Below are 23,268 nucleotides of genomic sequence, written 5' to 3'. Positions count from 1 at the left end.
GCCGCCCCTAGACCTGCTCGATCATGATCGAATTGATCTCATTGGCGACGTCGTCGAAGCGGTCGGCGACCTTCTCGAGATGGTCGTAGATCTCGGCGCCGATGATGAAATCCATCGTGTTGGCGTGGCGGTGCTTGAGGAACAGCTCCTTCAGGCCGATGTCATGGAGATCGTCGACGCGGCCCTCGAGCTTGGTCATCTCTTCAGTGATCGCGGTGATCATCGGCACGTTATGGCCGATCGCCTGCAACAACGGCAGGGCCTTGTTGATCAGATTGGCGCATTCGATGAGAAGCACGCCCATCTCGCGCATGGTCGGCTCGAATTCCTTGACCTCGAACATCATGACCGCCTTTGCGGTCTGCTGCATCTGGTCGATAGCGTCGTCCATCGAGGTGATCAGGCTCTTGATGTCGCCGCGATCGAACGGCGTGATGAAGGTGCGGCGAACGGCGGTCAGCACCTCGCGCGTGATGTTGTCGGCCTCGTTCTCGAACTGGCTGACGCGTTGGCAATGGGTAAGGACGTCATCGCCGCCCTTCAGCATGTCTTGCAGCGCCAGCGCGCCCTGGATGACCACCTTGTTGTGGCGGGCGAACAGATCGAAAAAGCGCTCCTCCTTGGGGAGGACGGCGCGAAACCAGTGCAGCATGGGACGAGGTCCATAGGTTCTGGAACGAGCCAAGGCCGACCCGTCACAAAACTGTCATATCCCGGATCACGCGCCAGCAGAAGCGGCGACCGGATCATCCACCGCTTTATAAGAACAGCATAAAAGCTATATAGATCAACGGTCTACAAGGACCGCTTGAACAGATGGGCAATCTCGCCAACCACGCCGCGGCGGAAGGTCAGCACGCAAGCGACGAAGATCCCGCCCTGGATCACGGTCACCCACTGACCGAAGCCCGCCAGATATTGCTGCATGGCGATGATCACGAAGGCGCCGACCACGGGGCCGAACACGGTGCCGAGCCCGCCGACCAGGGTCATCAGCACGATCTCGCCCGACATCGACCAGTGCACGTCGGTCAGCGAGGCGTTCTGCGCCACGAAGACTTTCAGCGCGCCCGCAAAGCCGGCCAAGGTACCGGACAGGATGAAGGCGAGCAGCTTGTACTGATCGGTCTTGTAGCCGAGCGAGATCGCCCGCTGCTCGTTCTCGCGGATCGACTTCAGCACCTCGCCAAACGGCGAATTGATGGTGCGATAGATCAGGAGGAAGCCGGCGAGGAATCCGACCAGCACGACGTAGTAGAGAACGGTCGGCTTGGAGAGATCGAGAAAGCCGAACAAGTGCCCCTGCGGAATGCCCTGAATGCCGTCCTCGCCATGCGTGAACGGCGTCTGCAGATAGATGAAGTAGAGCAGCTGCGACAGCGCCAAGGTGATCATGGAGAAATAGATGCCCTGGCGCCGGATCGAGATGTAGCCGGTGATGATGCTGAGCGCGCAGGCGCCGAAGACGCCGACGATGATGCCGAGCTCAGGCGACAGGCCCCACACTTTCAGCGCGTGCGCGCTGCAATAGCCGGCCGTCCCTAAAAACATCGCATGGCCGAACGACAGCAGGCCGCCATAGCCGATCAGCAGATTGAAGGCGCAGGCGAGCAGCGCAAAGCACAGCGCCTGCATCACGAAGAACGGATAGAGGCCCGTCCACGGCACGATCGCGAGCAGCGCCGCCATGATGACGAAGACGATCATCTCGTCGCGCATCGCGCGCGGGGTGATCGGCAAAGTCGTGTCGGTGATCGATGTCATGTCAGGCCGCCCGTCCGGTCAGACCCGTCGGCTTCACCAGGAGCACCAGGACCATCAGCACGAAGACCACGGTGTTGGAAGCCTCGGGATAGAAATATTTGGTCAGGCCTTCGATCACGCCAAGCGCAAAGCCGGTGATGATCGAGCCCATGATCGAGCCCATGCCGCCGATCACGACCACCGCGAACACGACGATGATGAGGTCGGCACCCATCAGCGGCCGCACCTGGTTGATCGGCGCCGAGAGCACGCCGGCGAGCGCGGCCAAGCCGACGCCCAGTCCATAGGTCAGCGTGATCATGCGCGGCACGTTGATGCCGAAGGCGCGCACAAGGGTGGGATTTTCGGTAGCGGCGCGCAAGTAGGCGCCCAGCCGGGTCCGCTCGATCAGGAACCAGGTGGCAAGGCAGATGACCAGCGAGAAGATCACAACCCAGCCGCGATACACGGGCAGGAACATGAAACCGAGATTCATGCCGCCGCGCAGCTGCTCGGGGATCGCGTAAGGCAGGCCGGAAGAACCGAAATAATTCTGGAACACGCCCTGCACGATCAGCGCAATGCCGAAAGTGAGCAACAGACCATAAAGATGGTCGAGCCCGGTGAGCCACTGCAGCAGCGTCCGCTCCAGGATCATGCCGAAAATGCCGACCGCGATCGGGGCAAGAAGCAGCGCCCACCAATAGCCGAGGCCGGCGATATTCAGAAGAAAATAGGCGCAGAACGCGCCCATCATGTAGAGCGCGCCATGGGCGAAGTTGATGATGTTGAGCATGCCGAAGATGACGGCAAGCCCAAGACTGAGCAGCGCGTAGAACGAGCCGTTGATCAGTCCGACCAGAAGCTGAGCGTAGAGGGCTTGCATCGTCGTGTTCTGCGTTGTCTCGGCGTTTCCTTAAGGACAAGATCCGGCGGCACATCGCCGCCGGATCGCGGGCAGCTTACTTCTTCAGGAGCGAACAGCTGCTCTTGTCGAGCGGCGTGAAGGCCTGGTCACCGGGGACCGAGCCAACCAGTTTGTAGAGGTCCCACGGCGACTTCGACTCGGAAGGCTTCTTGACCTCGAACAGATAGGCGGTGTGGATGGTGCGGCCGTTCGGCTGGATCTCGCCCTTGCCGAACAACGGATCGTCGGTCGGGATCGACTTCATCTTCTCCACGACCTTGACGCCGTCATGCGGGTTCTCGCCGAGCGCGTCCAGCGCCTTGAAGTAATGCATGAGACCAGCATAGACGCCGGCCTGCACCATGGTCGGCGGCGCGCCGTTCTTCATCCGCTTGGCGAAGCGGTCGGAAAAGGCGCGGGTCTGGTCGTTCATGTCCCAGTAGAAGGTCTCAGTGAAGTTGAGCCCTTGCGCGATGTCGAGTCCGATCGATTTGACATCGGTGATGAACAGCAGCAGCGCAGCGAGCTTCTGGCCGCTCTTGGTGATGCCGAATTCGGCCGCCTGCTTGATCGAGTTGGTGGTGTCGCCGCCGGCATTGGCCAGACCGATGACCTTCGCACCGGACGACTGCGCCTGCAGCAGGAAGGAGGAGAAATCGGAGGTGTTGAGCGGATGCTTTACGCCGCCGACCACCTTGCCGCCATTGGCAAGAACCACCGCCGTGGTGTCGCGCTCCAGCGCCGCGCCGAATGCATAGTCCGCGGTGAGGAAGAACCAGCTGGTGCCGCCCGCCTTCACCAGCGCCTGGCCCGTGGTATGCGCCAGCATGTAGGTGTCGTAGGTCCAGTGCACCGTGTTCGGTGAGCACTGCGCATTGGTGAGATCGGAGGTGGCCGCGCCGGAATTGATGTAGACGCCGTTCTTTTCCTTGACGACATTGTTGACCGCGAGCGCCACACCGGAATTCGGCACGTCGACGACGGCATCGACCTTCTCGACGTCGAACCACTGCCGCGCAATCGAGGTGCCAATGTCGGGCTTGTTCTGATGATCGCCGGAGATCACGTCGATCTTCCAGCCTTTCCCCGTCAGCCCGGAGTCTTCCACCGCCATCTGGGCGGCCAAGGTCGAGCCGGGGCCGCCGAGATCGGAATATAGTCCGGATTGGTCGGAGAGCGCGCCGATCTTGACCGTCTTGTCGCCTGCGAACGCCGCACCGCCGGCGCCGAGGCTCAGCGCCGTGCCCAGCAATAATGACGCGATGAACTTGTTCGTCTTCATATGCTCTCTTCCCATGGCGTTTCTTAAAGTAAGGATGTTCGGCCGCCGTCAGACGCCGAGATAGCTGTGCAGCTTGTCCATATTGGCCGGCAGCTCGGCATTGGAGAATCCGTCAATCACCTTGCCGTGCTCGACGACATAATAGCGATCGGCCACCGTAGAGGCGAAACGGAAATTCTGCTCGACGAGCAGAATGGTGAACCCCTCCTTTTTCAGCCGTGCGATGGTGTGGCCGATCTGCTGAATGATGACCGGAGCGAGGCCTTCGGTCGGTTCATCCAGCATCAGCAGGCTGGCGCCCGTGCGCAGAATGCGCGCGATCGCCAGCATCTGCTGCTCGCCACCGGAGAGCTTGGTGCCTTGGCTCTTCAGGCGCTCCTTCAGATTTGGGAACAGCTCGAAGATCTGGTCGAGCGAAAGCCCGCCGGCGCGCACCACCGGCGGCAGCAGCAGGTTCTCGCGCACGTCGAGGCTGGCAAAAATGCCGCGCTCCTCCGGACACAGGGCAATGCCGAGCCGCGCGATCCTGTCCGACGTCATGCGGATCAGCTCACGCTCGTTGAAGCGCACCGAGCCGGTGCGCTTGCCCAGGATGCCCATGATCGACTTCAATGTCGTGGTCTTGCCGGCGCCATTGCGGCCGAGCAGCGTGACCACCTCGCCGGCATTCACGTTGAAGTTCATGCCGTGGAGGATGTGAGATTCGCCGTACCAGGCTTCGAGATTCTTGACCTCGAGGATGGTGTGGGTCGCAGCGGTCCCCGCCTGCCGGGTCGCCATCATCACCTCAGGCATGACCCGCTCCCAGATAGGCTTCCTTGACCCGCTCGTCCTTGGAAAGTTCGGCGTACGGACCTTCGGTCAACACCTGGCCGCGCGTCAGCACGGTGATGATGTCGGAGAGATTGGCGACGACGCTCAAATTATGCTCAACCATCAGAATGGTGTATTTGGCCGAGATCCGCTTGATCAGGGCGGCGATCTTGTCGATGTCCTCGTGCCCCATGCCGGCCATCGGCTCGTCCAGCAGCATCATTTCGGGATCGAGCGCCAGTGTGGTCGCAATCTCCAGCGCACGCTTGCGTCCATAGGGCATCTCGACTGCCGGCGTGTTGGCGAACTCGCTCAAGCCCACATCGTTCAGAAGCTCAAGCGCCCGGCCGTTAAAACGGTTCAGCACCGTCTTGGAGCGCCAGAAGTCGAAGGAACTGCCATGCTGGCGCTGCAGCGCGACCCGCACATTCTCCAGCGCGGTCAAGTGGGGAAAGACGGCCGAGATCTGGAACGACCGAACCAGCCCGAGACGCGCCACATCCGCCGGCGCCATCGCGGTAATATCCTGCCCCTTATAGAGGATCTTGCCCGCTGAGGGCCGCAGGAACTTGGTCAGGAGATTGAAGCAGGTGGTCTTGCCAGCGCCATTAGGGCCGATCAGCGCGTGAATGCTGCCGCGGCGGACCTTGAGCGAGACGTCGCGTACGGCAAAGAATCCCGCGAATTCCTTGGTCAATCCGTGGGTTTCGAGAATGAACTCATCAGCCAAACAAATTCCCCCCGGCCCCGCGCTCTTGGTGAGCGCTCGGCTCTTATTCGTTCCCGGCAGATCCGATGGATGCCCGGACATTTCCTTTTGGTGTCCTGGACTGCCGCCTCCGAGCGCGGAATATGCCGTCAAACGAGGGAGTTAGGCAAGGCGGAAAGGTGGGCATTCACATCGCCGCCGACCGACGCACATCTCTCGTTGAGCGTGACCAACATTGCGCGCTCTCGGGGAATGTGATCCCGCCGCGCTGCCGGCCCAGCCGCGACGCGGCCGAGGACCTCCGTAGCATCGATCGCTGAATCATTTTTGCCGCACGGATTATTGCAAATCCCGGATTGAAGGATGTATGTGCTCTCGCAATTGCGAGGCCGGAGCCGTCTCGAAGCGCCCGAGCCCAACTATCTATTTCAGGCTGCCCGCTATGGAATTTGAAAGTGCCAATCCATCCGTGGTCAAATCGATCAGACAGCGGGTCTTGCTGAACAGCTGGCTACGAGCCTGCCAGAATGAGCGGCGCCTGCCCGGCTTGGACCGCTTTCAGCCCGAGGATATCGCCGACGAACTGCCCGACATGATGGGCTTCGCGGTCGAGTCCTGCGGCGAAAGCTTTCGCTTCTTCATCACGCAGGAAGGCGCACGCCTCACCATGACCTATGGCGGGGAGCATTTGAACCCGGAGCAGCGGATCAATCGCTATCTCGATGATGCGCTCGGACCGGCGCGCTACGCCCGCGTGGTGCCGTGCTATCTCGCCTGCGTCAGCCACCGGCGGCCGACCTATTCGATCTCGGTTGTCCACGACATCGACGGCAAGGAGGTCGCCTTCGAAAGGCTGCTGTTGCCGTTCGGCGGCGACGGGGTCGAGCACATCATCGGCTCCTACAAGTCCATCAGCATCGAGGGCGCCTTCCAAGCCGCCAACCTGATGGGAGCGGATGCACCTTGCGCGCCGGTGCCGGTGGTCAGCACCGTCATCAGCCTCGAAACGGCCAGACAATCCGCGATCCGGGCCGGCGACGAGGTCATCGAGGCGGGTTAGCTCAGCAGATCCGGGGCTGCGCGCTTAGGTAGCCTTGACTTCCTTCGCATAGATGTCCGGCTTGAAGCCGACCAGGAGCTTGCCTCCGAGATCGAGCACCGGGCGCTTGATCATCGCGGGCTGCGCGAGCATCAATGCCAGCGCCTTGGTCTCGTTGAGGCCCTCCTTGTCGGCCTCCGGCAGCTTGCGAAAGGTGGTGCCGGCCCGGTTGAGCAGCGCCTCCCACCCTAGCTTCTCGCTCCACTGTTTCAACCTTCCCTTGTCGATGCCGGCGGCTTTGTAGTCATGAAAATCATATGCAACGCCGTGGGTGTCGAGCCAGGCGCGCGCCTTCTTCATGGTGTCGCAGTTCTTGATTCCGTAAATCGTGATGCTCATTCAACGCGCTCTCAAAATCCAGTGTGCTGCGGCCGGCGCATGCGACATGTTGCGACATCTTGTCCTGGTGCGCAGGCGTGAACTCACCTGCTTTTTGATGCTCGCAAGGTCGCTTGTTCCACGCGTAACATCATGGTCGAGCTTTGCCATGAAACTGTCCGCGGAGCATTACAATTTCTTCGCATCGCCCGCGTATCAGGCCCGCAGCAGGAGGCCGCGATGGGCAAGATCATGGTACGCTGTCCGCAAACCGGGCGGGCCATCGAGACGGGAATGGAAATGGATGCCGCGCGCTTTCAGCGCATGCCGGTGTTCTTCTCGCGTGCCTATTGCCCGCACTGCCGCATCTATCATGAATGGTTCGCGGCCCACGCCTGGGTCGCGGCGAGCCGTCACGGCGAATCGATCGAGGTGGCGTGATCAGCCGCGGGAGCTGTAGCGCCGAATCGGCGTGAGCGCGATTGACGTCACGACCCGTCGTTTGTCGCCCCTGCTCACTCGTCCTTTGGATCGTTCTTCAGCGGCTTGTTCGAATCGCCCGGCATCAGGCAGGGGAACAGCTCCTTGAACCTGAACTCGGTCTCACCCGCTTTGCGGTCGAAACGCAGCACGGCATCGAAGCGCTTACCCGACCAATGGGTCGGAAGATCCTGCTTGTTGCTGACAGGAAGCCGCGGAAGAATATCGGAAATGATGGCCTTGTGCTCCCAGGCGACCAGCACGACGCCCGACAGATTGAGCAGCGCTCCCACGAGCGCAGCCTCCTGACCCTTTCCGAACGAGATATCCGGCTTGGAGAGTCCGACGCGCACAGCGAGCGTTTCCACCGTCTCATATGGCCGGCGGCTCGGCTCGGATTCCTTTGTGCCGCTGTCGGGATCTGCGGCATAGACCGCCTGGGGCGTGGGATAATCGGTTCCACCAAAGCCGCTGCCGAACAAAGCGGTCCAGGCGCCGGCGCGCTCCCAGCCGCTGATCACCAGCGCCTTGGGGTCTTCCTTGCCCTTGTGCGTGAGCCCCGGCCCGGTCGCATCGCCGTCGGGCTTCTCGGCATGACGGATGATCAGAATGGTCAGAGCGTTCATCGTCCCCTCCCTTCTTGCTGCCGCTGCTTCCGCGCTCGCGACGTTCGGCTGTTGGATGCTCACGGGACGTCAACGAGCCAGACCACCAGCTTATGAAATTCAATCCTAAGCTGTAAATGGCCGCGAGATCTCAGTTTTGCGCGGACGGATTGCGGCTCCGGCCGGACGCGGGGGTCATGACGGGCTGGCCGATCCAGGCGCGATTGAGCAGCCGCGTGGCAAGCGGCGGCACCGGCTCACCGTTGATTCGCGCCTGCGCCTCCTGGTACGGCCCGACGGTCCGCAGGCGATCGGGCAGTGCGGGATAGATGCGCCGCAGCCAGCGCACCGCGCGCTCCGCACTGCGCTGCTCCGCCGCGCCGAACGGCAGATCGAAGGCCAGGCGCAGCCGCTCCGGCAGGATCTGCGCGGTCAGCGCCCGATACCAGAACGGCACGGCAAACCGCATGGTGTGACCCGAGAAGATGCGATGGGCGATGTCGCGCGCGGCCGACGTGACGGTGAGAACATCGGACTCGATCATCTCGGCGGCGTAGGCCTGAAACGCGCACCAGTCCGGCGGCAGCGTGCCTTGCGGAATGCCGAACAGGCTCGCAAGCAGCTTCTCCTCAGTCCAATAGCGCTCCCTCTCCGCGTCGTCTAGCGGCGGCAGGACCAAATCATGCGCCATGATGGCCGTCTCCACCAAGGTGGAATGAACCCAGCGCAACGCATTCACTTCGTTGGCACAATAATGCGAACCTTGGACAAATGGCCCGGCCGTCTCGGGCATCTCGCCAGCCACCGCGGCGTGACGCCGGTACAAGCGTTGCGCCACCGCGATGGCCTGATCGCGGGTGCCGAATGCCATCGTGAAGACGATGTTGAAGGTGCGATGGAAACGCCCAAGCGGATCGGCAAACACGTTCGACTGGTCAGAGATTCCAGCCGCCACCCAGGGATGGGCGAGCTGCAACAGCAGCGCGCGCCCGGCCCCGAGAAAGATCGCAGCCTCCCGGTTGACCTGCCAGGTCGCGCTATCAGGTCCGAATGTACCGCCGCCCGACGCCGCAGGCGCAGCGCGCACCGCATCGAGGCAACGCTCGAACTCCGTTTCGGAGACGATCACGGCCGCTTCGGGATTTCCAGCCCGCGCTGGACTGCCGGCCGCGCCAGGCCTCGCTCCAGCCAAGCCGGCACATGCTTCAGATCGTCGAAGGCAACGAGCTCGCGGGCGCCATAGAAGCCGATGAGATTGCGAACCCATCCAAGCGAGGCGATATCTGCGATCGTATACTCGTCGTCCATGATCCATTGCCGGCCGGCGAGCCGGCCTTCGAGCACGCCGAGCAGGCGTTTGCTCTCGGCGACATAGCGCTCCAGCGGCCGCTTGTCAGCGATCTCCTTGCCGGCGAATTTATGGAAGAAGCCGAGTTGGCCGAACATCGGCCCGATGCCGCCCATCTGGAAATGGACCCACTGCAGCGTTTGCCAGCGCCGCGCCGGATCGGACGGCAGCAGCTTGCCAGTCTTCTCGGCCAGATAGTGCAGGATCGCACCGGACTCGAACAGGCCGAGCGGCTTGCGACCGGGACCATCGGGATCGATGATCGCCGGGATCTTGCCGTTCGGATTGAGCGACAGGAATTCCGGCGTCTTCTGGTCGTCCTTGCCGAAATCGATCGTGTGCGGCTCGTAAGCGAGGCCGGTCTCCTCGAGCATGATCGAAACCTTCACCCCGTTCGGGGTGGGCAGTGAATAGAGCTGCAGGCGGTCCGGATGCTGCGCCGGCCAGCGCCTGGTGATGGGAAAGCTGGAGAGATCGGTCATCTTCTGTCGCTCGCGCAAATGGATCGATGTTCAATCTATGACGCGGGGCCGAGCGGACAAGGCCACCGGGTTAGGAACGGCACAGCTACAAAGCGAGTTATGGTGTTAGGACAGGAGGAAGAGCCATGCCGAGCCCGACTTATGAGCTGATCGTACAGGCCATGGCGGAGCGCCAACAGGTGCTCTGCAGCTATGACGGCTTCGCCCGCGAGTTGTGCCCGATCATCCTCGGCCACAAGAACGGAGAGGAGCGGACGCTGGCCTTTCAATTCGCAGGCGCATCCAGCAAGAAGCTGCCGCCCGGCGGGGATTGGAAGTGCCTGGAGCTTGCAAAGATGAGCGATGTCAGGCTGCGCACCGGCCGCTGGTATTCAGGCAGCCGCCACACCGAGGCGCAACATTGCGTTGATGAGGTCGACGTCGATGTGAATCCCGACAGCCCATACGATCCAAGACGGCGCCGTTGACAGTGTAGCGAGAGACCTATTGCGGCTCCCGCGCACGTACACGCAGGAGCGCCGGGATTTTCGAGGTGGCCTCATACTGCTTGAGCTTTGCGACGATCCAGCCCGTGCCCGCGGTCGCGCCCTGCTTCGCCAGCACCTTCATGCCGCGGAAGCTGAAGTCGATCACCACCTCATGATAGCGCATCCCCTTGCCGCCCTTGACCAAGCCAAGGTCGCGCACAAGGCAATAATGCCCATCGCTCATCCGCGCCAATCGAGTGTTCTCGAACATGGGCACACCATGCATCGCTTCGCCGATCCGTCAATCTTGACAGGAACGACTCATGAACCCAGCACTTCAGCGACCGGGCGGCGCGGTGCATAAGGCAGCGTCGGGCCGTAGCCGAAGCGCAGCACCAGATCCGGGCGCTTGGTTGTGCCAATAAGCCTAGCAAGCTCCGGCCGCAAGTCGGCAATTTCGACCGGCTGGTTGATGAAGGCGAGCTTCAACCCAAGCCGGGTCGCTTCGAGCGCAAAACGCTGGCAGGCCTGTCCCACCTTGATCCAGTGCATGGAATCGGCTTCGTCGCCGACGAAGACCGCAAGGCCGGCCGAGGACGCGATCTGGCGCGCATATTTGTCGTTCTCCGAGCCAGCGCTGACGACACGGTCGAAGGCGATGCGGCCGAGCGCCGTCGGCAGAGACGGATTACCGCTCGCCGATGAAAACAGCCCGTCGCCGGTCTCCATCGCGCTGCGCGGATTGAATCGCACCCACTGCTTGAGCTCGCGCATGAAGGCAGGATCGGCCATCTGTGCGGAATTGCCGGCCACGACGAGTTCGCCGATTGTCGCCATCTCCGCGCGTGCGGTGACAATCACAAGATTCACGCCGGGCGCGGCGCCTGCGGTTTGTAGTCGGGTGATGTCTGCAGTCGAGACCGCACGGCCATCATACTCCGCACGCGTGGATTGGCGCTTGGTTATTGCTTCGAGCCACGGCTCGGTCCGCGGCTGATTGGTGGTGAAGGTGTAATGCACCCCCGCGCCGTCGGCGGTCAGGACTAATTCGCCAGGCCGCCCGCTCGCGGAGGCAGCGATGGCAAGGTTGGCCGCGGCGCAGCCGAGGCTGACAAAGACATGATGATCGTCCGGATCGACAACCGGCGTGCGCCGCGCAAAATCTGGCAGGACCTCGATCACATCGTTCGTCACCCGAAAGCGCCACGGTTGCGTGTTGTGGCTGTTGGGAGCGAGCGTCGCATAGCGGATCACATCAGCGATGTCAGGCGTAAGCGCGGCGCGAAGTTGCGCGGAATAGGCCTCGTAGTCCGCCATCGAGCCGGTTGCACCGCGCCAGGCGGCGACACCAGTGCCGGCAGCGATCAGAGTGCCGGCGCCTATGAGCAAAGTTCGTCTGTTCATGCGGTGTTGTGATGAAGATGAAAGCTGACGCAAATTCTGCGTCGGCTATCCCGCCGGTGTGTTGCCGCAGATCAAAGACTTCCGCATGTCTAGATCTTTACGTTCGGCAAAATTCGAATACGCGATGCAACTCCCAAGGCGGTGACGGCCTGGATTGCGGCTGCGGAAGCGACCCGGCGTCGACAAAATGAGGCCCGGACGCGCACGCCGCGCCCGGGCTTTTCTTGTTCATGGAGAAACGCTTCGGTGTCCTGCTCAGATGCCGAGTGATGCCAGAGCTAACCGCCCTTTTCGTCATCCAGGCTGACCAGCACCGCGGCATTGGCGATGATGATGGCGTCGACGCCCTGCTCGGCGGGAATCTCCAGCCCGCCTTTCACCGCGGTGACCTTCACCGTGCCATAGGGCAGCTCCTTGGCCACCGCATCGGTATCGACACTTTCCGGATTCGGCACCGCGATCGTGACGTCGACGAACATGTCGTGCGGCGTCTTGCCGAGCAGGCGGAAGAAGCCCAGGCTTGAATGACGGATCGCGTCTGACACCGCCCGCTTCGCCGCCTTGGTGGCGTCGCGCCCATGCACGTCGACGCCCATGCCCATTTCGGTGATACAGCGCACGCGTGCCATCGACGTCTCCTCAAGGCCGGTTCATTCCGCGGGAACTGCCGCGATGCTCTGACGCGCGCGATAGTCCAGCGCCTTCACGGCGAGCGCGACCACGACGAGCGCTCCGCCAAGCAAGGCGACACCATTCCAATGATGCGTGGTCCAGACCAGCGTTGCAACCGCAGAACCGAGAGCACCGCCCAAGAACATGCCGGTCATGAAGACGGTGTTGAGCCGGCTGCGCGCCGCCGGATCGAGCGCGAAGATGATGTGCTGATGGGAAATCAGCGCACTCTGAATGCCGAGATCGAGCAGCACGACGCCTAGAGCCAAGGCGGCGACCGTCGCCGACAGGCCGAAAATGACCCACGCCACCAGCACCAACGCGGCCCCGAGCCAGATCATCACATGCGGGCCGCGGCGATCCGCAGCCTTGCCGGCGAATGGCGCAGCGAGAACGCCGACCGCGCCGACAACTCCGAACAGCCCAGCGACATCGGCACCGAGATGGAATTGGGGTCCTTGCAGATAGAGCGCGAGGATGGTCCAGAAGGCGCTGAACGAACCGAACAGCGCCGCTTGCGCCAGTGTCGCCATGCGGAGCGAGCGCTGCTGCGTCCACAGCGTGGCGAGCGAGCGCAGCGCGGTGTGATAGCGCATCCGCGACGCCACCTCATGATCCGGCAGCGCGCCGGCCATCAGCAGCGCCGCACCCAGCGCGAGCGGCACGCCGAGCCAGAACATGTCGCGCCATCCGGCATGCTCGCCGACGAAGCCCGACAAAGTACGGCTGAACAGGATGCCTAGCAGAAGGCCGGACATCACCGTGCCGATGGTGGCGCCACGCCGCTGGGGAGATGCCAGCGATGCCGCGAACGGCACGATCTGCTGTGCCACCGTGGCGCTGGCGCCGGTCAGCAGCGAGGCGACCGCCAGCCAGATCGCAGACGGCGCGACCGCCGTTGCGGCCAGCGCTGCGGCAAGCACGATGAACTGGCTGATGATCAGCCGGCGGCGCCGGTGGATGTCGCCGAGCGGCAGCAGAAAGAACAGGCCCAGCGCATAGCCGAGCTGCGTAGCGGTCGGGACATAGCCGGCGGCGGCCTGGTCGTGGAAATCGCGCTCGATCAGCCCGAGCATCGGCTGGTTGTAATAGATATTGGCGACGGCAATCCCCGTTGCAGCCGCCATGGCCAGCAGCGTCCCCCGCCCGATCCCGTCCGCGGCACCGGCCGGCTGCCCTGTTTCAACTGCTTCCATGTCGCGAATCCCTTCCTGCTGCAACGCAATAGCAGGAAAGCTAGTTTCATATCGATATTCGTTTTAGATGGCTGAGTTGCTTCTCCTGTATAACGAGATCAGATACAATGAACACCGAGGATGTGGCAGTTTTCACGGCAGCGGTGAGCGCGGGCACCCTGGCTGCTGCGGCGCGGCGGCTCGGGATCGCACCCATGGAGGCCTCCCGCCGGCTGGCCAATCTCGAGACGACCTTGGGCGCGCGGCTGCTGCATCGCACAACCCGCTCGCTGTCCCTGACTTCCGATGGCGAGGCCTTTTTGCCCTATGCGCAGAACCTGCTCGAGAGCGAGCAGGAAGCGCGGGCAGTGTTGCGGGCCGATACCGGCGAGGCCAGCGGGCTGCTGCGCGTCTCGGCGTCGGTTGCGTTCGGCATCAAGTTCGTCGCACCGCTGGTGCCGAGGCTGCTCGCGCGCCATCCGGAGCTCCGGCTCTCGCTCGACCTCACCGACGCCATGCCGGACCTGGTCGCGACCGGCACAGATTTGGCAATCCGCATTGCCAGACTGCGCGACAGCAGCCTGATCGCGCAGAAGCTCGCGGACGGTCCGCGCGTGCTGGTGGCAAGCCGCGATTATCTTGCGCAGCACGGCACCCCCACATCGACGGACGAGCTCGTCGATCACATCTGCCTGCCGCTCACAGGACGAACGCACTGGACCTTCACGGCTCACGGCAAGGAAAAACAGGTGCGCCTCAGCACCCGCTTCTACGCGAGCACCGCGGAGGGCTGCCATGCCGCCTGCCGCGCCGGCGCCGGCATCGCCCTGCTCGCGCATTGGAACGTTGCGGACGAGCTGCGCAGCGGCCGGCTCATCCCGATCGAGCTCAAGGATGCCGCACCGGAATCGTTCACCATCTGGGCAGTCTATCCGAGCACACGGCTGCTCCCACACAAGGTGCGCGTCTTCATTGCCGAGCTGCGTCACGCGCTGGCCGAGGCCGGATTGGCGGGCGTGACTGCATGAGGTTCGCGCTCGACGCGATAGAGCACTGGATAGCCGTGTAATGATCCGCTATCTGACAGCATGTTCCTGTCCATCGCCACCACCCACCAACCCGCCACCGATCTCGGATTTCTGCTGAACAAGCATCCCGATCGGCTGCACGAGCTCGAACTTACCTACGGCAGACTCTGGATCTTCTATCCCGAGGCAAGCGAGACCCGCTGCGAGGCAGTCCTGGCGCTTGACGTCGATCCGGTCGGGCTGGTCAGAGGAAAAGGACAAAGCAACGGCCTGCTTGACCAATATGTCAATGACCGCCCGTACGCCGCCTCGTCCTTCCTGTCGGTGGCGCTGAACAAGGCGTTCCGGACAGCGATGAACGGGGTCAGCAGCGCCCGGCAGGATCTTGCGGACAGCGCTATTGCATTAGAGGCGGTGGTGACGCCACTTCCTATCCGCGGCGGCGAAGCCGTGCTCCGCCAGCTGTTCGAACCGCTCGGATGGCAGGTGAGGATTGCCCCGGTCAGCGGCCCGCAAGGCGATCCTGCCAGCCGCTACGCGCGACTGACTTTGCGCGGCAACGCGCGGCTGAACGCGCTGCTCAATCATCTCTATGTACTCATCCCGGTGATGGACGACGCCAAGCACTATTGGGTGGGAGAGGACGAGATCGACAAACTGCTCAAGCGCGGTGAAGGCTGGCTCGACACGCATCCCGCGAAGGAGCTGATCGTGCGCCGCTATCTTCGACATCGCGGAGTGCTGGCGCGTGCCGCCTTGGAGCGGCTGGCCCCGGAGACCCATGACGAGGCGATCGAGCCGGAGGCGCGCAGCGAAGCTGAGGATAGGCTCGAAGCACCGATCCGACTGAATAACGCGCGCTTAGCGGCCGTAGCGGACGCGCTTCGCGCGACCGGTGCCAAGATCATCGCCGATCTCGGCTGCGGTGAAGGCAAACTGCTGCAAGAGCTGCTGCGGGAGCGTTGGGTCGACCGCTTGATCGGGCTCGATCCGGCGGCTTCCGCGCTAGACCGCGCTGCGAAGCGGTTGAAGCTGCAGATGCCCGGCGCTCCGCCCGAAGGGCGCGTGACGCTACTTCACGGCTCACTGAACTATCGCGACAGTCGATGGAGCGATGCCGATGCCGCCGCGCTGGTCGAGGTGATTGAACATCTCGATGCGGATCGGCTGCCGCTGGTTGAACGCGTCGTGTTCGGCGCAGCACGTCCAAGGGCCGTCGTGGTGACGACTCCGAACCGGGAATACAACACCCTGTTTCCCACCCTCGCGGCCGGCGATTTTCGTCATCGCGACCACCGTTTCGAATGGACCCGCGCCGAATTTGCGAGCTGGGCCGATCGCATCTGTGAGGCCTATGGCTATCAAGTCGCCTTATCCGGCATTGGCCAGATTGACAGCATGTTGGGCGCACCGACCCAGATGGCGGTTTTCACGCGGGTGAGCGCGGCCCAATGACCATCGACATTCCCGATTTCTCACTGGTCGTGCTGATCGGCTCGACCGGCTCCGGCAAATCGACCTTTGCAGCCAAGCATTTCCTGCCGACGGAGATCATCTCCTCCGACCATTGCCGGGCTTTGGTCGCTGACGATGAGACCGATCAGGGCGTCTCGGCCGACGCCTTCGAACTGGTTCGCGAGATCGCGGGCAAGCGGCTGAAGCACCGCAAGCTTGCCGTGATCGACGCGACCAATGTCCGCCCGGCCGACCGAAAAGGCTGGGTCGAGCTCGCGCGCAAATGGCACGCGCTACCCGTCGCAATCGTGTTCGATCCCGGGATCGATATCTGCATCGCCCGCAACAAGACGCGGCCGGAGCGCGCGTTCGGCGGCCCGGTGGTGCAGCGGATGGTATCGGAGATCCGACGCGGGCTCAGCGGCCTGCAGCGCGAGGGCTTTCGCCAGGTCTGGAAGCTCTCGAGCGTGGAAAGTATCGAGGCGGCGAGCGTCACCCGGCAGCCGCTGTGGACCGACAAGCGTTCAGATTCCGGACCATTCGACATTATCGGCGATGTGCACGGTTGCGCCGACGAATTGCAGAACCTGCTCGCCAGGCTTGGCTACCACGTCGTGTGGTCGGACGATCGGGGTAAGCGGGCAGTTAGCGTCACGCCCCCCGCAGGCCGCAAGCTGGCCTTCGTCGGCGACCTCGTCGACCGCGGCCCCAATTCGCCGGATGTGCTGCGCATCGTCATGAGCATGACCGCGGCGGGCACGGCCTATGCCGTGCAGGGAAATCACGACCGGAAATTCCAGCGCTGGCTGGCAGGCCGGAAGGTCACGATCTCCCATGGACTGCAGGACACGATCGATCAGCTTGCGGGGCAGGATCGCGGCTTCCGCGACGCGCTTCCCGCCTTTCTTGATGGGCTGCGCAGCCATGTCTGGCTCGATGACGGACGGCTCGCGGTCGCGCATGCCGGACTGAAAGAGGACATGATCGGCCGGGGCTCTGGTGCCGTGCGCGAATTTGCGCTGTACGGCGAAACCACCGGCGAGATCGATGAGTTTGGCCTGCCGGTGCGCGCCGATTGGGCTGCGAATTACCGAGGACCGACCACTGTGGTGTACGGCCACACCCCGGTGCTGAATGCCGAATGGGTCAACAACACCATCTGCATCGATACCGGCTGCGTGTTCGGCGGGCGGCTCACGGCACTGCGCTGGCCGGAACGGGAGATCATCGATGTTGAAGCCGAGCGCGTATGGTGCGAGCCGATTCGTCCGCTGGCCGCTCGCAGCGGTGGTTCCTCCGCTCAGGCCGAAGCAGATCAACTGCTTGACATCGAAGACGTCCGCGGCCGCCGCTGGATTGACACCGCGCTGAGGGGCCGCGTCGTGATTGCGGAAGAGAACGCGGCCGCCGCACTGGAAGTGATGAGCCGGTTCGCTCTCGCGCCACAATGGCTCGTCTATCTACCGCCGACGATGTCGCCCTCCGAGACCAGCACGCAGGAAGGCTGGCTGGAACGACCCGAGGAGGCCTTTGCACATTTTCGCGAGCGCGGCGTAGGCGAAGTCGTGTGCGAAGAGAAGCATATGGGCTCGCGTGCGGTCATCGCACTGTGCCGTAGCGCCGACGTTGCCAGGACGCGGTTCGGCGTCGTTGGGGATGAGACCGGCGCGATCTGGACCCGTACCGGTCGTGCCTTCTTCAATGACACCGAAACCACCGAGGCGCTGTTGAAGCGGCTTCGGGATGCCGTCGATAAAGCTGACCTGTGGCAGACGCTCGCGTCCGACTGGCTGCTGCTCGATGCCGAGATCATGCCCTGGTCGGCCAAGGCAGGCAGCCTGATCGAAACCCAATATGCCCCCGTCGCAGCATCATCGGTCGCAGGCCTCGGCGCCGTTGCGGACGCGATCGCTCGGGCCACGGATCGCGGCCTCGACCTCGCGGGTCTTGATCAGCGGTTCTCCGATCGGCTGCAACGCGCTGCGCGCTACGGCCAAGCCTGGGCGCCATACATCTGGCCGATCAACACGATCGATGACCTCAAGGTCGCTCCCTTCCACCTGCTGGCGAGCGAAGGTCACGTCTGGTTCGATCAGGATCATGTCTGGCACATGGAGCTGGCCGATCGCTTGGCACGCGCGGCAGAAAGCGTGATCACCCGAACAAAATGGCGCGCCATCCCGCTCGGCGACGAAACCGCTGTTCGCAACGCGATCCTCTGGTGGGAAGGCCTCACCGAAAACGGCGGCGAAGGCATGGTCGTCAAACCGCGCAACTTCGTCGCGCGCGGACCGAAAGGATTGATCCAGCCTGCGCTGAAGGTGCGCGGCCGTGAATATCTCCGGATCATCTATGGGCCCGAATATGATGCGCCCGAGCACATTTCGCGGCTGCGGCAACGCAAGCTCGACGGCAAACGTCAGCTCGCACTGCGCGAATTCGCGCTCGGCCACGAGGCGCTGACGCGCTTCGTTGCCAAAGAGCCGCTCAGGCGCGTCCATGAATGCGTCTTTGCGGTGCTGGCCCTGGAAAGCGAACCAATCGATCCTCGGCTTTGACCCCGAAAGCAAACGACGTGCCCACTTACGGGTGCAGGCCGCCGTGCCCGGCTGCGACAAACTCACCGCGGAATGCGGCTTCCGCCTCCTGTCGCAAGCGCTCGGGCGCGTCGATATAGCGCGGCGAATAGTGGAAGGTCGTGAGCCGCCGGGCGCCGGCTCGGCGCGCGAGCTCGCCGGCCTGGGTCGCGGTCAAATGCCGCCGCTGGCGGGCAAGCTCCTCGTCGGCTCCGGAAAACGCACTCTCGATGAACGCGTGATCGGCATCCTTGGCGAGCGCGAGGATGCTCTCGATGTTTGCAACCGTGAACGCCGCATCGGTGACATAGGCCACCCGCTGCCCCGGTCCGCTCTTGAGCGCATGCTGGCGCAGCCGGCCGAGCGGCTCGACCCGACCATTTGCAACCGCGATCGGCGTTTCGTCGTTTTCGCCGCGCCGTGCCGCGCTCTTGGCATCGTTGAGCCATGGCCCGACCTGCAGGCCCAACGCGTTCAATCCCTCGGTCCAGACATTGACGCGCAAGGCCTCTTGCAACGCGAAGGCCAGGCAGGGAAGGCTGTGTTCCAGCGTGCTTGCCTCGATCCGCACCTCACCGTCGTCGAACACGACGCCATCAGGCAATGGGTCGGGGCACAGCGGGCGAACTTTGAAGGCCTCTTGGGCTCTGAACATGACCGATCGCGCCAGCCGGTCGTCGACGAATTCGTCGACCACGATCGCAAAATCAGGCGAATGCACACCAAGCAGATTCCAGTCATAGGCGGCGAGCTTGGCAGCGACGCCATCGATCAAGCCAGCCGGCCCGACCATGCGCAGGGTGCCTTCATGATTGAGGCGCACACGCAGCAACCGGTCCAGCCCGCAGAAATGATCGAGATGGCGGTGGCTGACAAAGACATCGCTCACGCGCAGTAATTCTCGCGGCGAGAGCGGACCGAGGTCGCCGAGGTCGAACAACATCGCCCGCCGGCCGAAGCGAAAATCGATGTAGAGGCCAGGATCGCCGAAAACATCGTTGATGAGGCGCGACTGTGCCAGCGAGCTCATGATGACTGCCCAACAAGGCTGGCGCGGTCGGGTAATGGTCGGGCGCCAGCGTGGCCATTGTGCCTGCTGGCGTCACAGGAGGAAAGCTTCGAAGTGATCCATAAAGTCCGCGCGCCAGCGCCGGTCCCTTTGATTGAGCATGATCTTTTCGGAAAACCGGTTTCCACTTTTCATGCTCTAATGCGACCGCAGCGGGCGCGCTCTCGCGGCTTTGAACGCGCTCTCCACGAGACGTCCCTGCTCGCCATGACAATCCACCGAAACTTCCACCTCCCCTTCCAGCTCCGGCCGGCCGCGCTTATCGACGCCGGGATGTCCGCTTTCGATGTCGGCGCCAGCGATCTTTGAACCCGCGCTGTTCGCCGTTCCCGCGGCCTGTATGAAGATGTCGGTGCGCGCGATGCCGTGTTCCTGGACCAGATGCTCGACCGCGATCTTCCGCCTCGCGGCGGGTCGCAAAACTGCCGATGATCGTACGCTCCATCTCGGTCTCCGCTGTCGAATGCGGGTGCCGACGCAGCACCCACGCGCTGACGCAACAGCTCAGCCCCCGGGTCGCGTTCCCTCGTGCAGGCGGACGGCTCTGTGACTTGCAAACGACATAGGAGTCGGCCGGTCGTCGCAGCGCACGATGATGCACAGCATCATCTGCAATTGTGCTGATGCAAATGACCGCAGCAACGGTCGAGCTGCTCTTGCGACCTTGCTGATGTCATCGGCTCGACCGAGCAAAGCTGCAGGACAGCTGCGTCGCTCTCTTCCGCAGTGTGCGGATAGGAACGCCGCGCTCTGCACTCGATTGGTGCGAATGAGTACCCCAAAGGAGCACAGAGATGCGGAATAGGTTTGTTACGATAGTTGCAGCAGCATTGCTGGCCGCCGCGACGGCCGGGTCCGCCTTCGCCCAAGGTGGCGGCGGTGGCGCGGGCGGCGGAGCCGGTGGTGGCGCGGGTGGCGGCGCTGGCGGCGGTGGGGGCGCAGGCGGGTCAGGTTCGGGCGGCGGCGGCGCGGGTGGAAGCGGCGCAGGCGCGGGCTCGGGCGCCGGTGGTGGCGTCGGCGGCGGCGGACCTACGCATTCCATGCGCGGTGGTCAGGGCGCATCGAGCCCACCTGGCATGCGCAACGAAACCACGCCGCGGTCGAATGGCGTGACCCCGCGCTGAACTTGACCGATCTTCGTGCGGTGTGACGCTGCATCATAGGAAACGTAGCCGCGCGGCCGTAGGTACACCTCAAGCCGCGCGGTCTCTCACCTCACCAGAGCTGGTAGGTCGGGCCGACGAGCTAACCAAGCCTCATCCGCTATCCGCACTCATCCTATCCCACGTCGCCGGCTGCCGTCGCAAGCCCGCGACGAGACGCGATGATTGCGCGGTCGATCCGCGCGACGTCGGCCGCCGGAATCACGTACTCGTCGCGGTCGCGCCAGGCGAACACCACGAAGGTGGCAAATGCACCGACGGCGCCGAGCGCGACCATCCACCAGATGTGCCAGATCAGCGCGAAGCCCATCACGGTGGCGAAAAACGCGCAGACGAATCCGGTCGGCGAATTGCGGGGCATCTCGATGTCATCGTATTCCCGCGGCGCCTTGTCGCGGAGCTGTTCTGCTTTCGCCTTCTCCTTGATCGTCCAATAGGCATCCAGCCCGGTCACATTGGGCAAGACAGCGAAATTGAACACCGGTGGCGGCGAGGATGTCGCCCATTCCAGCGAGCGGCCGTCCCACGGATCTCCAGTCGTATCGCGGAGCAGCTCACGGTCACGGATACTGAAGACGAGCTGCAGGATCTGAAGAATGACGCCGATGACGAGCACCACCATCCCGGCGCTTGCCGCCAGCATCCAGGGGCGCCACTCCGCGACGTCATAATGCTGCATGCGACGGGTCATGCCGAGCAGACCGACCACATAGAGCGGCACGAATGTGGCGTAGAACCCGACCAGCGTGAACCAGAAGGCCGCCTTGCCCCAGCTCTCATACAGCCGGAAGCCGAACGCCTTCGGAAACCAGTAGGACACGCCGGCGAATGCTCCGAACAGAACGCCACCGATAATCACGTTGTGAAAATGCGCGACCAGAAACAGGCTGTTGTGCAGCAGGAAGTCAGCCGGCGGCATCGCCAGGAGCACCCCCGTGAGCCCACCGAACAGAAACGTCACCATGAAGCCAACGGACCAGAGCATGGGCGTCGCGTAACGGACGCGGCCGCCATACATCGTGAACAACCAGTTGTAGATCTTCACGCCGGTCGGCACGGCAATGATCATGCTGGCGATGCCGAAGATCGCGTTCACTTCCGGCCCCGCTCCCATCGTGAAGAAATGATGCAACCAGACCATGAAGGACACGATGCAGATGGCCATGGTGGCCAGCACCATCGAGCGGTAGCCGAACAGCGACTTGCTGGAGAAGGTCGGTACGATCTCCGAATAGATGCCGAACGCGGGCAGCACCAGGATATAGACCTCGGGGTGTCCCCAGGCCCAGATCAGATTCATGAACATCATGACGTTGCCGCCGGCCTCGTTGGTGAAGAAATGGAAGCCGAAATAGCGATCGAGAATCAGCATCGTCAGCGTCGCGGTCAGGATCGGGAACGCTGCGATGATCAACAGATTGGATGCGAGCGTGGTCCAGCAGAACATCGGCATGCGCAGATAGTTCATGCCGCGGGTACGGAGCTTCAAAACGGTCGTCACGAGATTGATGCCGGCGACCAGCGTCCCCACTCCGGAAATCTCCAGGGCCCAGAGATAATAATCGACACCGACGCCCGGCGAATAGGTCAGTTCCGACAGTGGCGGGAACGGCAGCCAGCCGGTGCGCGCGAATTCGCCGATCACGAGGGACATGTTGACGAGGAGCGCGCCGGTCGCGGTCAGCCAGAAGCCGACCGAGTTCAAGGTCGGGAAGGCGACGTCACGGACGCCGAGCTGCAGGGGAACGATGAGATTCATCAGCCCGATCACGAACGGCATCGCGACGAAGAAGATCATGATCGTGCCGTGCGCGGAGAAGATCTGGTTGTAATGTTCCGGCGGCAGGTAACCGTTGGAATGGAGCGCGATGGCCTGCTGTAAGCGCATCATGATGGCGTCGGTCCCGCCCCGCAGCAGCATGACGAAGGCGAGCAGGACATACATGACGCCGATTCGCTTGTGATCGACGCTGGTGATCCATTCCCGCCAGAGATAGGGCACGTAACCCTTGATCAGAACCCACAGCAGAACGACCAAAATGACGACGAGCACCAGGCCTGCGGCGATGAGGGGGATCGGCTGATTGAAGGGAATGACCGACCAGGAAAGCTTTCCAAGCATCACGCGTCCCTCATCTGCGCCGTTCCCCGCTTCCCTCGTGCAGCCATGCGATGCGAAGAGCCGCGAGCAACCATGCACGCGGCGACGATCGGCTGCCTCCATGCGCGAGCCGATCGAAGCGATCTACATTGCCCTGGGTGAATACGGAGAAGAGCCGGTTCGGTTCCAGAGGCTTCTCAACGGACGTAACCTGGATTAAGGCGGAGTGAGTTTCCGGCGTTGAGTCCAAAACGAAACCGCCGCGGAGAGGTTTCTCCGCGGCGGTTTTGATTTGGGGGGTGTGAAGAGGAAGATTGTCCTTTGCAGGCCTGGCAGCGACCTACTCTCCCAAGACTTAAGTCTTAGTACCAT

General features: G+C 63.0%; 23 protein-coding genes. 7 read left to right on the top strand and 16 right to left on the bottom strand.

Annotated features, from left to right (window positions below):
- Positions 1-7: 7 nt before the first annotated feature.
- The 6 genes from ACQR1W_RS00115 to ACQR1W_RS00090 all read right to left on the bottom strand — a co-directional run bounded on the left by ACQR1W_RS00115 (position 8) and on the right by ACQR1W_RS00090 (position 5,475).
- A complete protein-coding gene (locus ACQR1W_RS00115) occupies positions 8-652 on the bottom strand; it encodes a DUF47 domain-containing protein (protein WP_008970883.1) in 645 nt (214 codons plus the stop codon).
- A gap of 143 nt (positions 653-795) precedes the next feature.
- Positions 796-1,764 carry a branched-chain amino acid ABC transporter permease gene (locus ACQR1W_RS00110; protein WP_434848930.1) on the bottom strand — a complete coding sequence of 323 codons (969 nt, stop codon included), beginning with the start codon at positions 1,762-1,764 and terminating at the stop codon, positions 796-798.
- 1 nt (position 1,765) lies between these two features.
- Positions 1,766-2,629 carry a branched-chain amino acid ABC transporter permease gene (locus tag ACQR1W_RS00105; RefSeq protein WP_008970885.1) on the bottom strand — a complete coding sequence of 288 codons (864 nt, stop codon included), beginning with the start codon at positions 2,627-2,629 and terminating at the stop codon, positions 1,766-1,768.
- A 76-nt stretch (positions 2,630-2,705) separates the two neighbouring features.
- On the bottom strand, positions 2,706-3,932 hold the full coding sequence (locus ACQR1W_RS00100; protein ID WP_434848929.1) for an ABC transporter substrate-binding protein: 1,227 nt from the start codon (positions 3,930-3,932) through the stop codon (positions 2,706-2,708).
- A 48-nt stretch (positions 3,933-3,980) separates the two neighbouring features.
- Complete coding sequence (locus ACQR1W_RS00095) at positions 3,981-4,727, bottom strand: ABC transporter ATP-binding protein (RefSeq protein WP_008970887.1); 747 nt, start codon at positions 4,725-4,727, stop codon at positions 3,981-3,983.
- Complete coding sequence (locus ACQR1W_RS00090; RefSeq protein WP_035982284.1) at positions 4,720-5,475, bottom strand: ABC transporter ATP-binding protein; 756 nt, start codon at positions 5,473-5,475, stop codon at positions 4,720-4,722. Before ACQR1W_RS00090 ends, ACQR1W_RS00095 begins: the two co-directional genes overlap by 8 nt.
- A 421-nt stretch (positions 5,476-5,896) precedes the next feature.
- Here ACQR1W_RS00090 and ACQR1W_RS00085 point away from each other — a divergent pair, with 421 nt between their 5' ends.
- Entirely contained in the window at positions 5,897-6,514 is a 618-nt protein-coding gene (locus tag ACQR1W_RS00085) for a hypothetical protein (RefSeq protein WP_434848928.1), read from the top strand.
- Positions 6,515-6,538: 24 nt separating this feature from the next.
- Here the strand turns inward: ACQR1W_RS00085 and ACQR1W_RS00080 are convergent, their stop codons facing one another.
- A complete protein-coding gene (locus tag ACQR1W_RS00080) occupies positions 6,539-6,892 on the bottom strand; it encodes an ArsC family reductase (protein ID WP_434848927.1) in 354 nt (117 codons plus the stop codon).
- Positions 6,893-7,111: 219 nt separating this feature from the next.
- On the opposite strand from ACQR1W_RS00080, the gene ACQR1W_RS00075 reads away from it, so the two are divergent.
- Positions 7,112-7,312 carry a hypothetical protein gene (locus tag ACQR1W_RS00075; RefSeq protein WP_008970892.1) on the top strand — a complete coding sequence of 67 codons (201 nt, stop codon included), beginning with the start codon at positions 7,112-7,114 and terminating at the stop codon, positions 7,310-7,312.
- 74 nt (positions 7,313-7,386) lie between these two features.
- Here the strand turns inward: ACQR1W_RS00075 and ACQR1W_RS00070 are convergent, their stop codons facing one another.
- The 3 genes from ACQR1W_RS00070 to ACQR1W_RS00060 all read right to left on the bottom strand — a co-directional run bounded on the left by ACQR1W_RS00070 (position 7,387) and on the right by ACQR1W_RS00060 (position 9,786).
- Entirely contained in the window at positions 7,387-7,977 is a 591-nt protein-coding gene (locus ACQR1W_RS00070; protein ID WP_434848926.1) for a histidine phosphatase family protein, read from the bottom strand.
- A gap of 130 nt (positions 7,978-8,107) precedes the next feature.
- The gene (locus tag ACQR1W_RS00065; RefSeq protein WP_434848925.1) at positions 8,108-9,085 is read right to left on the bottom strand and encodes an oxygenase MpaB family protein; all 978 of its coding nucleotides are present in this window, start codon (positions 9,083-9,085) and stop codon (positions 8,108-8,110) included.
- Positions 9,082-9,786 carry a glutathione S-transferase N-terminal domain-containing protein gene (locus ACQR1W_RS00060; protein ID WP_434848924.1) on the bottom strand — a complete coding sequence of 235 codons (705 nt, stop codon included), beginning with the start codon at positions 9,784-9,786 and terminating at the stop codon, positions 9,082-9,084. Before ACQR1W_RS00060 ends, ACQR1W_RS00065 begins: the two co-directional genes overlap by 4 nt.
- Positions 9,787-9,911: 125 nt before the next feature.
- On the opposite strand from ACQR1W_RS00060, the gene ACQR1W_RS00055 reads away from it, so the two are divergent.
- The gene (locus tag ACQR1W_RS00055) at positions 9,912-10,253 is read left to right on the top strand and encodes a hypothetical protein (RefSeq protein WP_434848923.1); all 342 of its coding nucleotides are present in this window, start codon (positions 9,912-9,914) and stop codon (positions 10,251-10,253) included.
- Between the two features lie 16 nt (positions 10,254-10,269).
- Here ACQR1W_RS00055 and ACQR1W_RS00050 read toward each other — a convergent pair whose 3' ends face one another.
- The 4 genes from ACQR1W_RS00050 to ACQR1W_RS00035 all read right to left on the bottom strand — a co-directional run bounded on the left by ACQR1W_RS00050 (position 10,270) and on the right by ACQR1W_RS00035 (position 13,525).
- Positions 10,270-10,497 carry a hypothetical protein gene (locus ACQR1W_RS00050; protein WP_434849689.1) on the bottom strand — a complete coding sequence of 76 codons (228 nt, stop codon included), beginning with the start codon at positions 10,495-10,497 and terminating at the stop codon, positions 10,270-10,272.
- Positions 10,498-10,574: 77 nt separating this feature from the next.
- On the bottom strand, positions 10,575-11,657 hold the full coding sequence (locus tag ACQR1W_RS00045; RefSeq protein ID WP_434848922.1) for an Acg family FMN-binding oxidoreductase: 1,083 nt from the start codon (positions 11,655-11,657) through the stop codon (positions 10,575-10,577).
- 278 nt (positions 11,658-11,935) lie between these two features.
- Positions 11,936-12,286 (bottom strand): Lin0512 family protein, encoded by a 351-nt coding sequence (locus ACQR1W_RS00040; RefSeq protein ID WP_008970899.1) that lies wholly within the window; start codon positions 12,284-12,286, stop codon positions 11,936-11,938.
- Positions 12,287-12,307: 21 nt separating this feature from the next.
- Complete coding sequence (locus ACQR1W_RS00035) at positions 12,308-13,525, bottom strand: MFS transporter (RefSeq protein ID WP_434848921.1); 1,218 nt, start codon at positions 13,523-13,525, stop codon at positions 12,308-12,310.
- A gap of 107 nt (positions 13,526-13,632) precedes the next feature.
- On the opposite strand from ACQR1W_RS00035, the gene ACQR1W_RS00030 reads away from it, so the two are divergent.
- From ACQR1W_RS00030 to ACQR1W_RS00020, 3 genes are read left to right on the top strand one after another with little or no spacing between them, the layout of a single operon-like run.
- Positions 13,633-14,532 carry a LysR family transcriptional regulator gene (locus ACQR1W_RS00030; RefSeq protein ID WP_008970901.1) on the top strand — a complete coding sequence of 300 codons (900 nt, stop codon included), beginning with the start codon at positions 13,633-13,635 and terminating at the stop codon, positions 14,530-14,532.
- 60 nt (positions 14,533-14,592) lie between these two features.
- Positions 14,593-15,987 (top strand): 3' terminal RNA ribose 2'-O-methyltransferase Hen1, encoded by a 1,395-nt coding sequence (locus ACQR1W_RS00025; RefSeq protein ID WP_434848920.1) that lies wholly within the window; start codon positions 14,593-14,595, stop codon positions 15,985-15,987.
- Positions 15,984-18,545 (top strand): polynucleotide kinase-phosphatase, encoded by a 2,562-nt coding sequence (locus tag ACQR1W_RS00020; RefSeq protein WP_434848919.1) that lies wholly within the window; start codon positions 15,984-15,986, stop codon positions 18,543-18,545. Before ACQR1W_RS00025 ends, ACQR1W_RS00020 begins: the two co-directional genes overlap by 4 nt.
- 25 nt (positions 18,546-18,570) lie before the next feature.
- Here the strand turns inward: ACQR1W_RS00020 and ACQR1W_RS00015 are convergent, their stop codons facing one another.
- Complete coding sequence (locus ACQR1W_RS00015) at positions 18,571-19,593, bottom strand: ribonuclease Z (protein ID WP_434848918.1); 1,023 nt, start codon at positions 19,591-19,593, stop codon at positions 18,571-18,573.
- 833 nt (positions 19,594-20,426) lie between these two features.
- Here ACQR1W_RS00015 and ACQR1W_RS00010 point away from each other — a divergent pair.
- The gene (locus ACQR1W_RS00010) at positions 20,427-20,756 is read left to right on the top strand and encodes a hypothetical protein (protein ID WP_434848917.1); all 330 of its coding nucleotides are present in this window, start codon (positions 20,427-20,429) and stop codon (positions 20,754-20,756) included.
- A 154-nt stretch (positions 20,757-20,910) separates the two neighbouring features.
- On the opposite strand, the gene ACQR1W_RS00005 is transcribed toward ACQR1W_RS00010, so the two are convergent.
- Complete coding sequence (locus ACQR1W_RS00005; RefSeq protein ID WP_434848916.1) at positions 20,911-22,917, bottom strand: cbb3-type cytochrome c oxidase subunit I; 2,007 nt, start codon at positions 22,915-22,917, stop codon at positions 20,911-20,913.
- Positions 22,918-23,268 lie beyond the last annotated feature (351 nt).

The sequence above is a fragment of the Bradyrhizobium sp. HKCCYLS1011 genome (assembly GCF_051167795.1).
In the GTDB taxonomy this organism is placed as follows: Bacteria; Pseudomonadota; Alphaproteobacteria; order Rhizobiales; family Xanthobacteraceae; genus Bradyrhizobium.
Note: the sequence above shows the minus strand (reverse complement) of the source record. Positions and strands in the feature narration are given on the sequence as shown.

Excerpts from the sequence above, each read along its gene's own strand:
- ACQR1W_RS00105 (WP_008970885.1), bottom strand. The coding sequence starts at position 2,629 with ATGCAAGCCCTCTACGCTCAGCTTCTGGTCGGACTGATCAACGGCTCG.
- ACQR1W_RS00005 (WP_434848916.1), bottom strand. The coding sequence starts at position 22,917 with ATGCTTGGAAAGCTTTCCTGGTCGGTCATTCCCTTCAATCAGCCGATC.
- ACQR1W_RS00115 (WP_008970883.1), bottom strand. The coding sequence starts at position 652 with ATGCTGCACTGGTTTCGCGCCGTCCTCCCCAAGGAGGAGCGCTTTTTC.
- ACQR1W_RS00040 (WP_008970899.1), bottom strand. The coding sequence starts at position 12,286 with ATGGCACGCGTGCGCTGTATCACCGAAATGGGCATGGGCGTCGACGTG.
- ACQR1W_RS00060 (WP_434848924.1), bottom strand. The coding sequence starts at position 9,786 with ATGACCGATCTCTCCAGCTTTCCCATCACCAGGCGCTGGCCGGCGCAG.
- ACQR1W_RS00095 (WP_008970887.1), bottom strand. The coding sequence starts at position 4,727 with ATGCCTGAGGTGATGATGGCGACCCGGCAGGCGGGGACCGCTGCGACC.
- ACQR1W_RS00025 (WP_434848920.1), top strand. The coding sequence starts at position 14,593 with ATGTTCCTGTCCATCGCCACCACCCACCAACCCGCCACCGATCTCGGA.
- ACQR1W_RS00055 (WP_434848923.1), top strand. The coding sequence starts at position 9,912 with ATGCCGAGCCCGACTTATGAGCTGATCGTACAGGCCATGGCGGAGCGC.
- ACQR1W_RS00075 (WP_008970892.1), top strand. The coding sequence starts at position 7,112 with ATGGGCAAGATCATGGTACGCTGTCCGCAAACCGGGCGGGCCATCGAG.
- ACQR1W_RS00020 (WP_434848919.1), top strand. The coding sequence starts at position 15,984 with ATGACCATCGACATTCCCGATTTCTCACTGGTCGTGCTGATCGGCTCG.
- ACQR1W_RS00030 (WP_008970901.1), top strand. The coding sequence starts at position 13,633 with ATGAACACCGAGGATGTGGCAGTTTTCACGGCAGCGGTGAGCGCGGGC.
- ACQR1W_RS00010 (WP_434848917.1), top strand. The coding sequence starts at position 20,427 with ATGCGGAATAGGTTTGTTACGATAGTTGCAGCAGCATTGCTGGCCGCC.
- ACQR1W_RS00110 (WP_434848930.1), bottom strand. The coding sequence starts at position 1,764 with ATGACATCGATCACCGACACGACTTTGCCGATCACCCCGCGCGCGATG.
- ACQR1W_RS00100 (WP_434848929.1), bottom strand. The coding sequence starts at position 3,932 with ATGAAGACGAACAAGTTCATCGCGTCATTATTGCTGGGCACGGCGCTG.
- ACQR1W_RS00035 (WP_434848921.1), bottom strand. The coding sequence starts at position 13,525 with ATGGAAGCAGTTGAAACAGGGCAGCCGGCCGGTGCCGCGGACGGGATC.
- ACQR1W_RS00015 (WP_434848918.1), bottom strand. The coding sequence starts at position 19,593 with ATGAGCTCGCTGGCACAGTCGCGCCTCATCAACGATGTTTTCGGCGAT.
- ACQR1W_RS00085 (WP_434848928.1), top strand. The coding sequence starts at position 5,897 with ATGGAATTTGAAAGTGCCAATCCATCCGTGGTCAAATCGATCAGACAG.
- ACQR1W_RS00045 (WP_434848922.1), bottom strand. The coding sequence starts at position 11,657 with ATGAACAGACGAACTTTGCTCATAGGCGCCGGCACTCTGATCGCTGCC.
- ACQR1W_RS00050 (WP_434849689.1), bottom strand. The coding sequence starts at position 10,497 with ATGAGCGATGGGCATTATTGCCTTGTGCGCGACCTTGGCTTGGTCAAG.
- ACQR1W_RS00070 (WP_434848926.1), bottom strand. The coding sequence starts at position 7,977 with ATGAACGCTCTGACCATTCTGATCATCCGTCATGCCGAGAAGCCCGAC.
- ACQR1W_RS00080 (WP_434848927.1), bottom strand. The coding sequence starts at position 6,892 with ATGAGCATCACGATTTACGGAATCAAGAACTGCGACACCATGAAGAAG.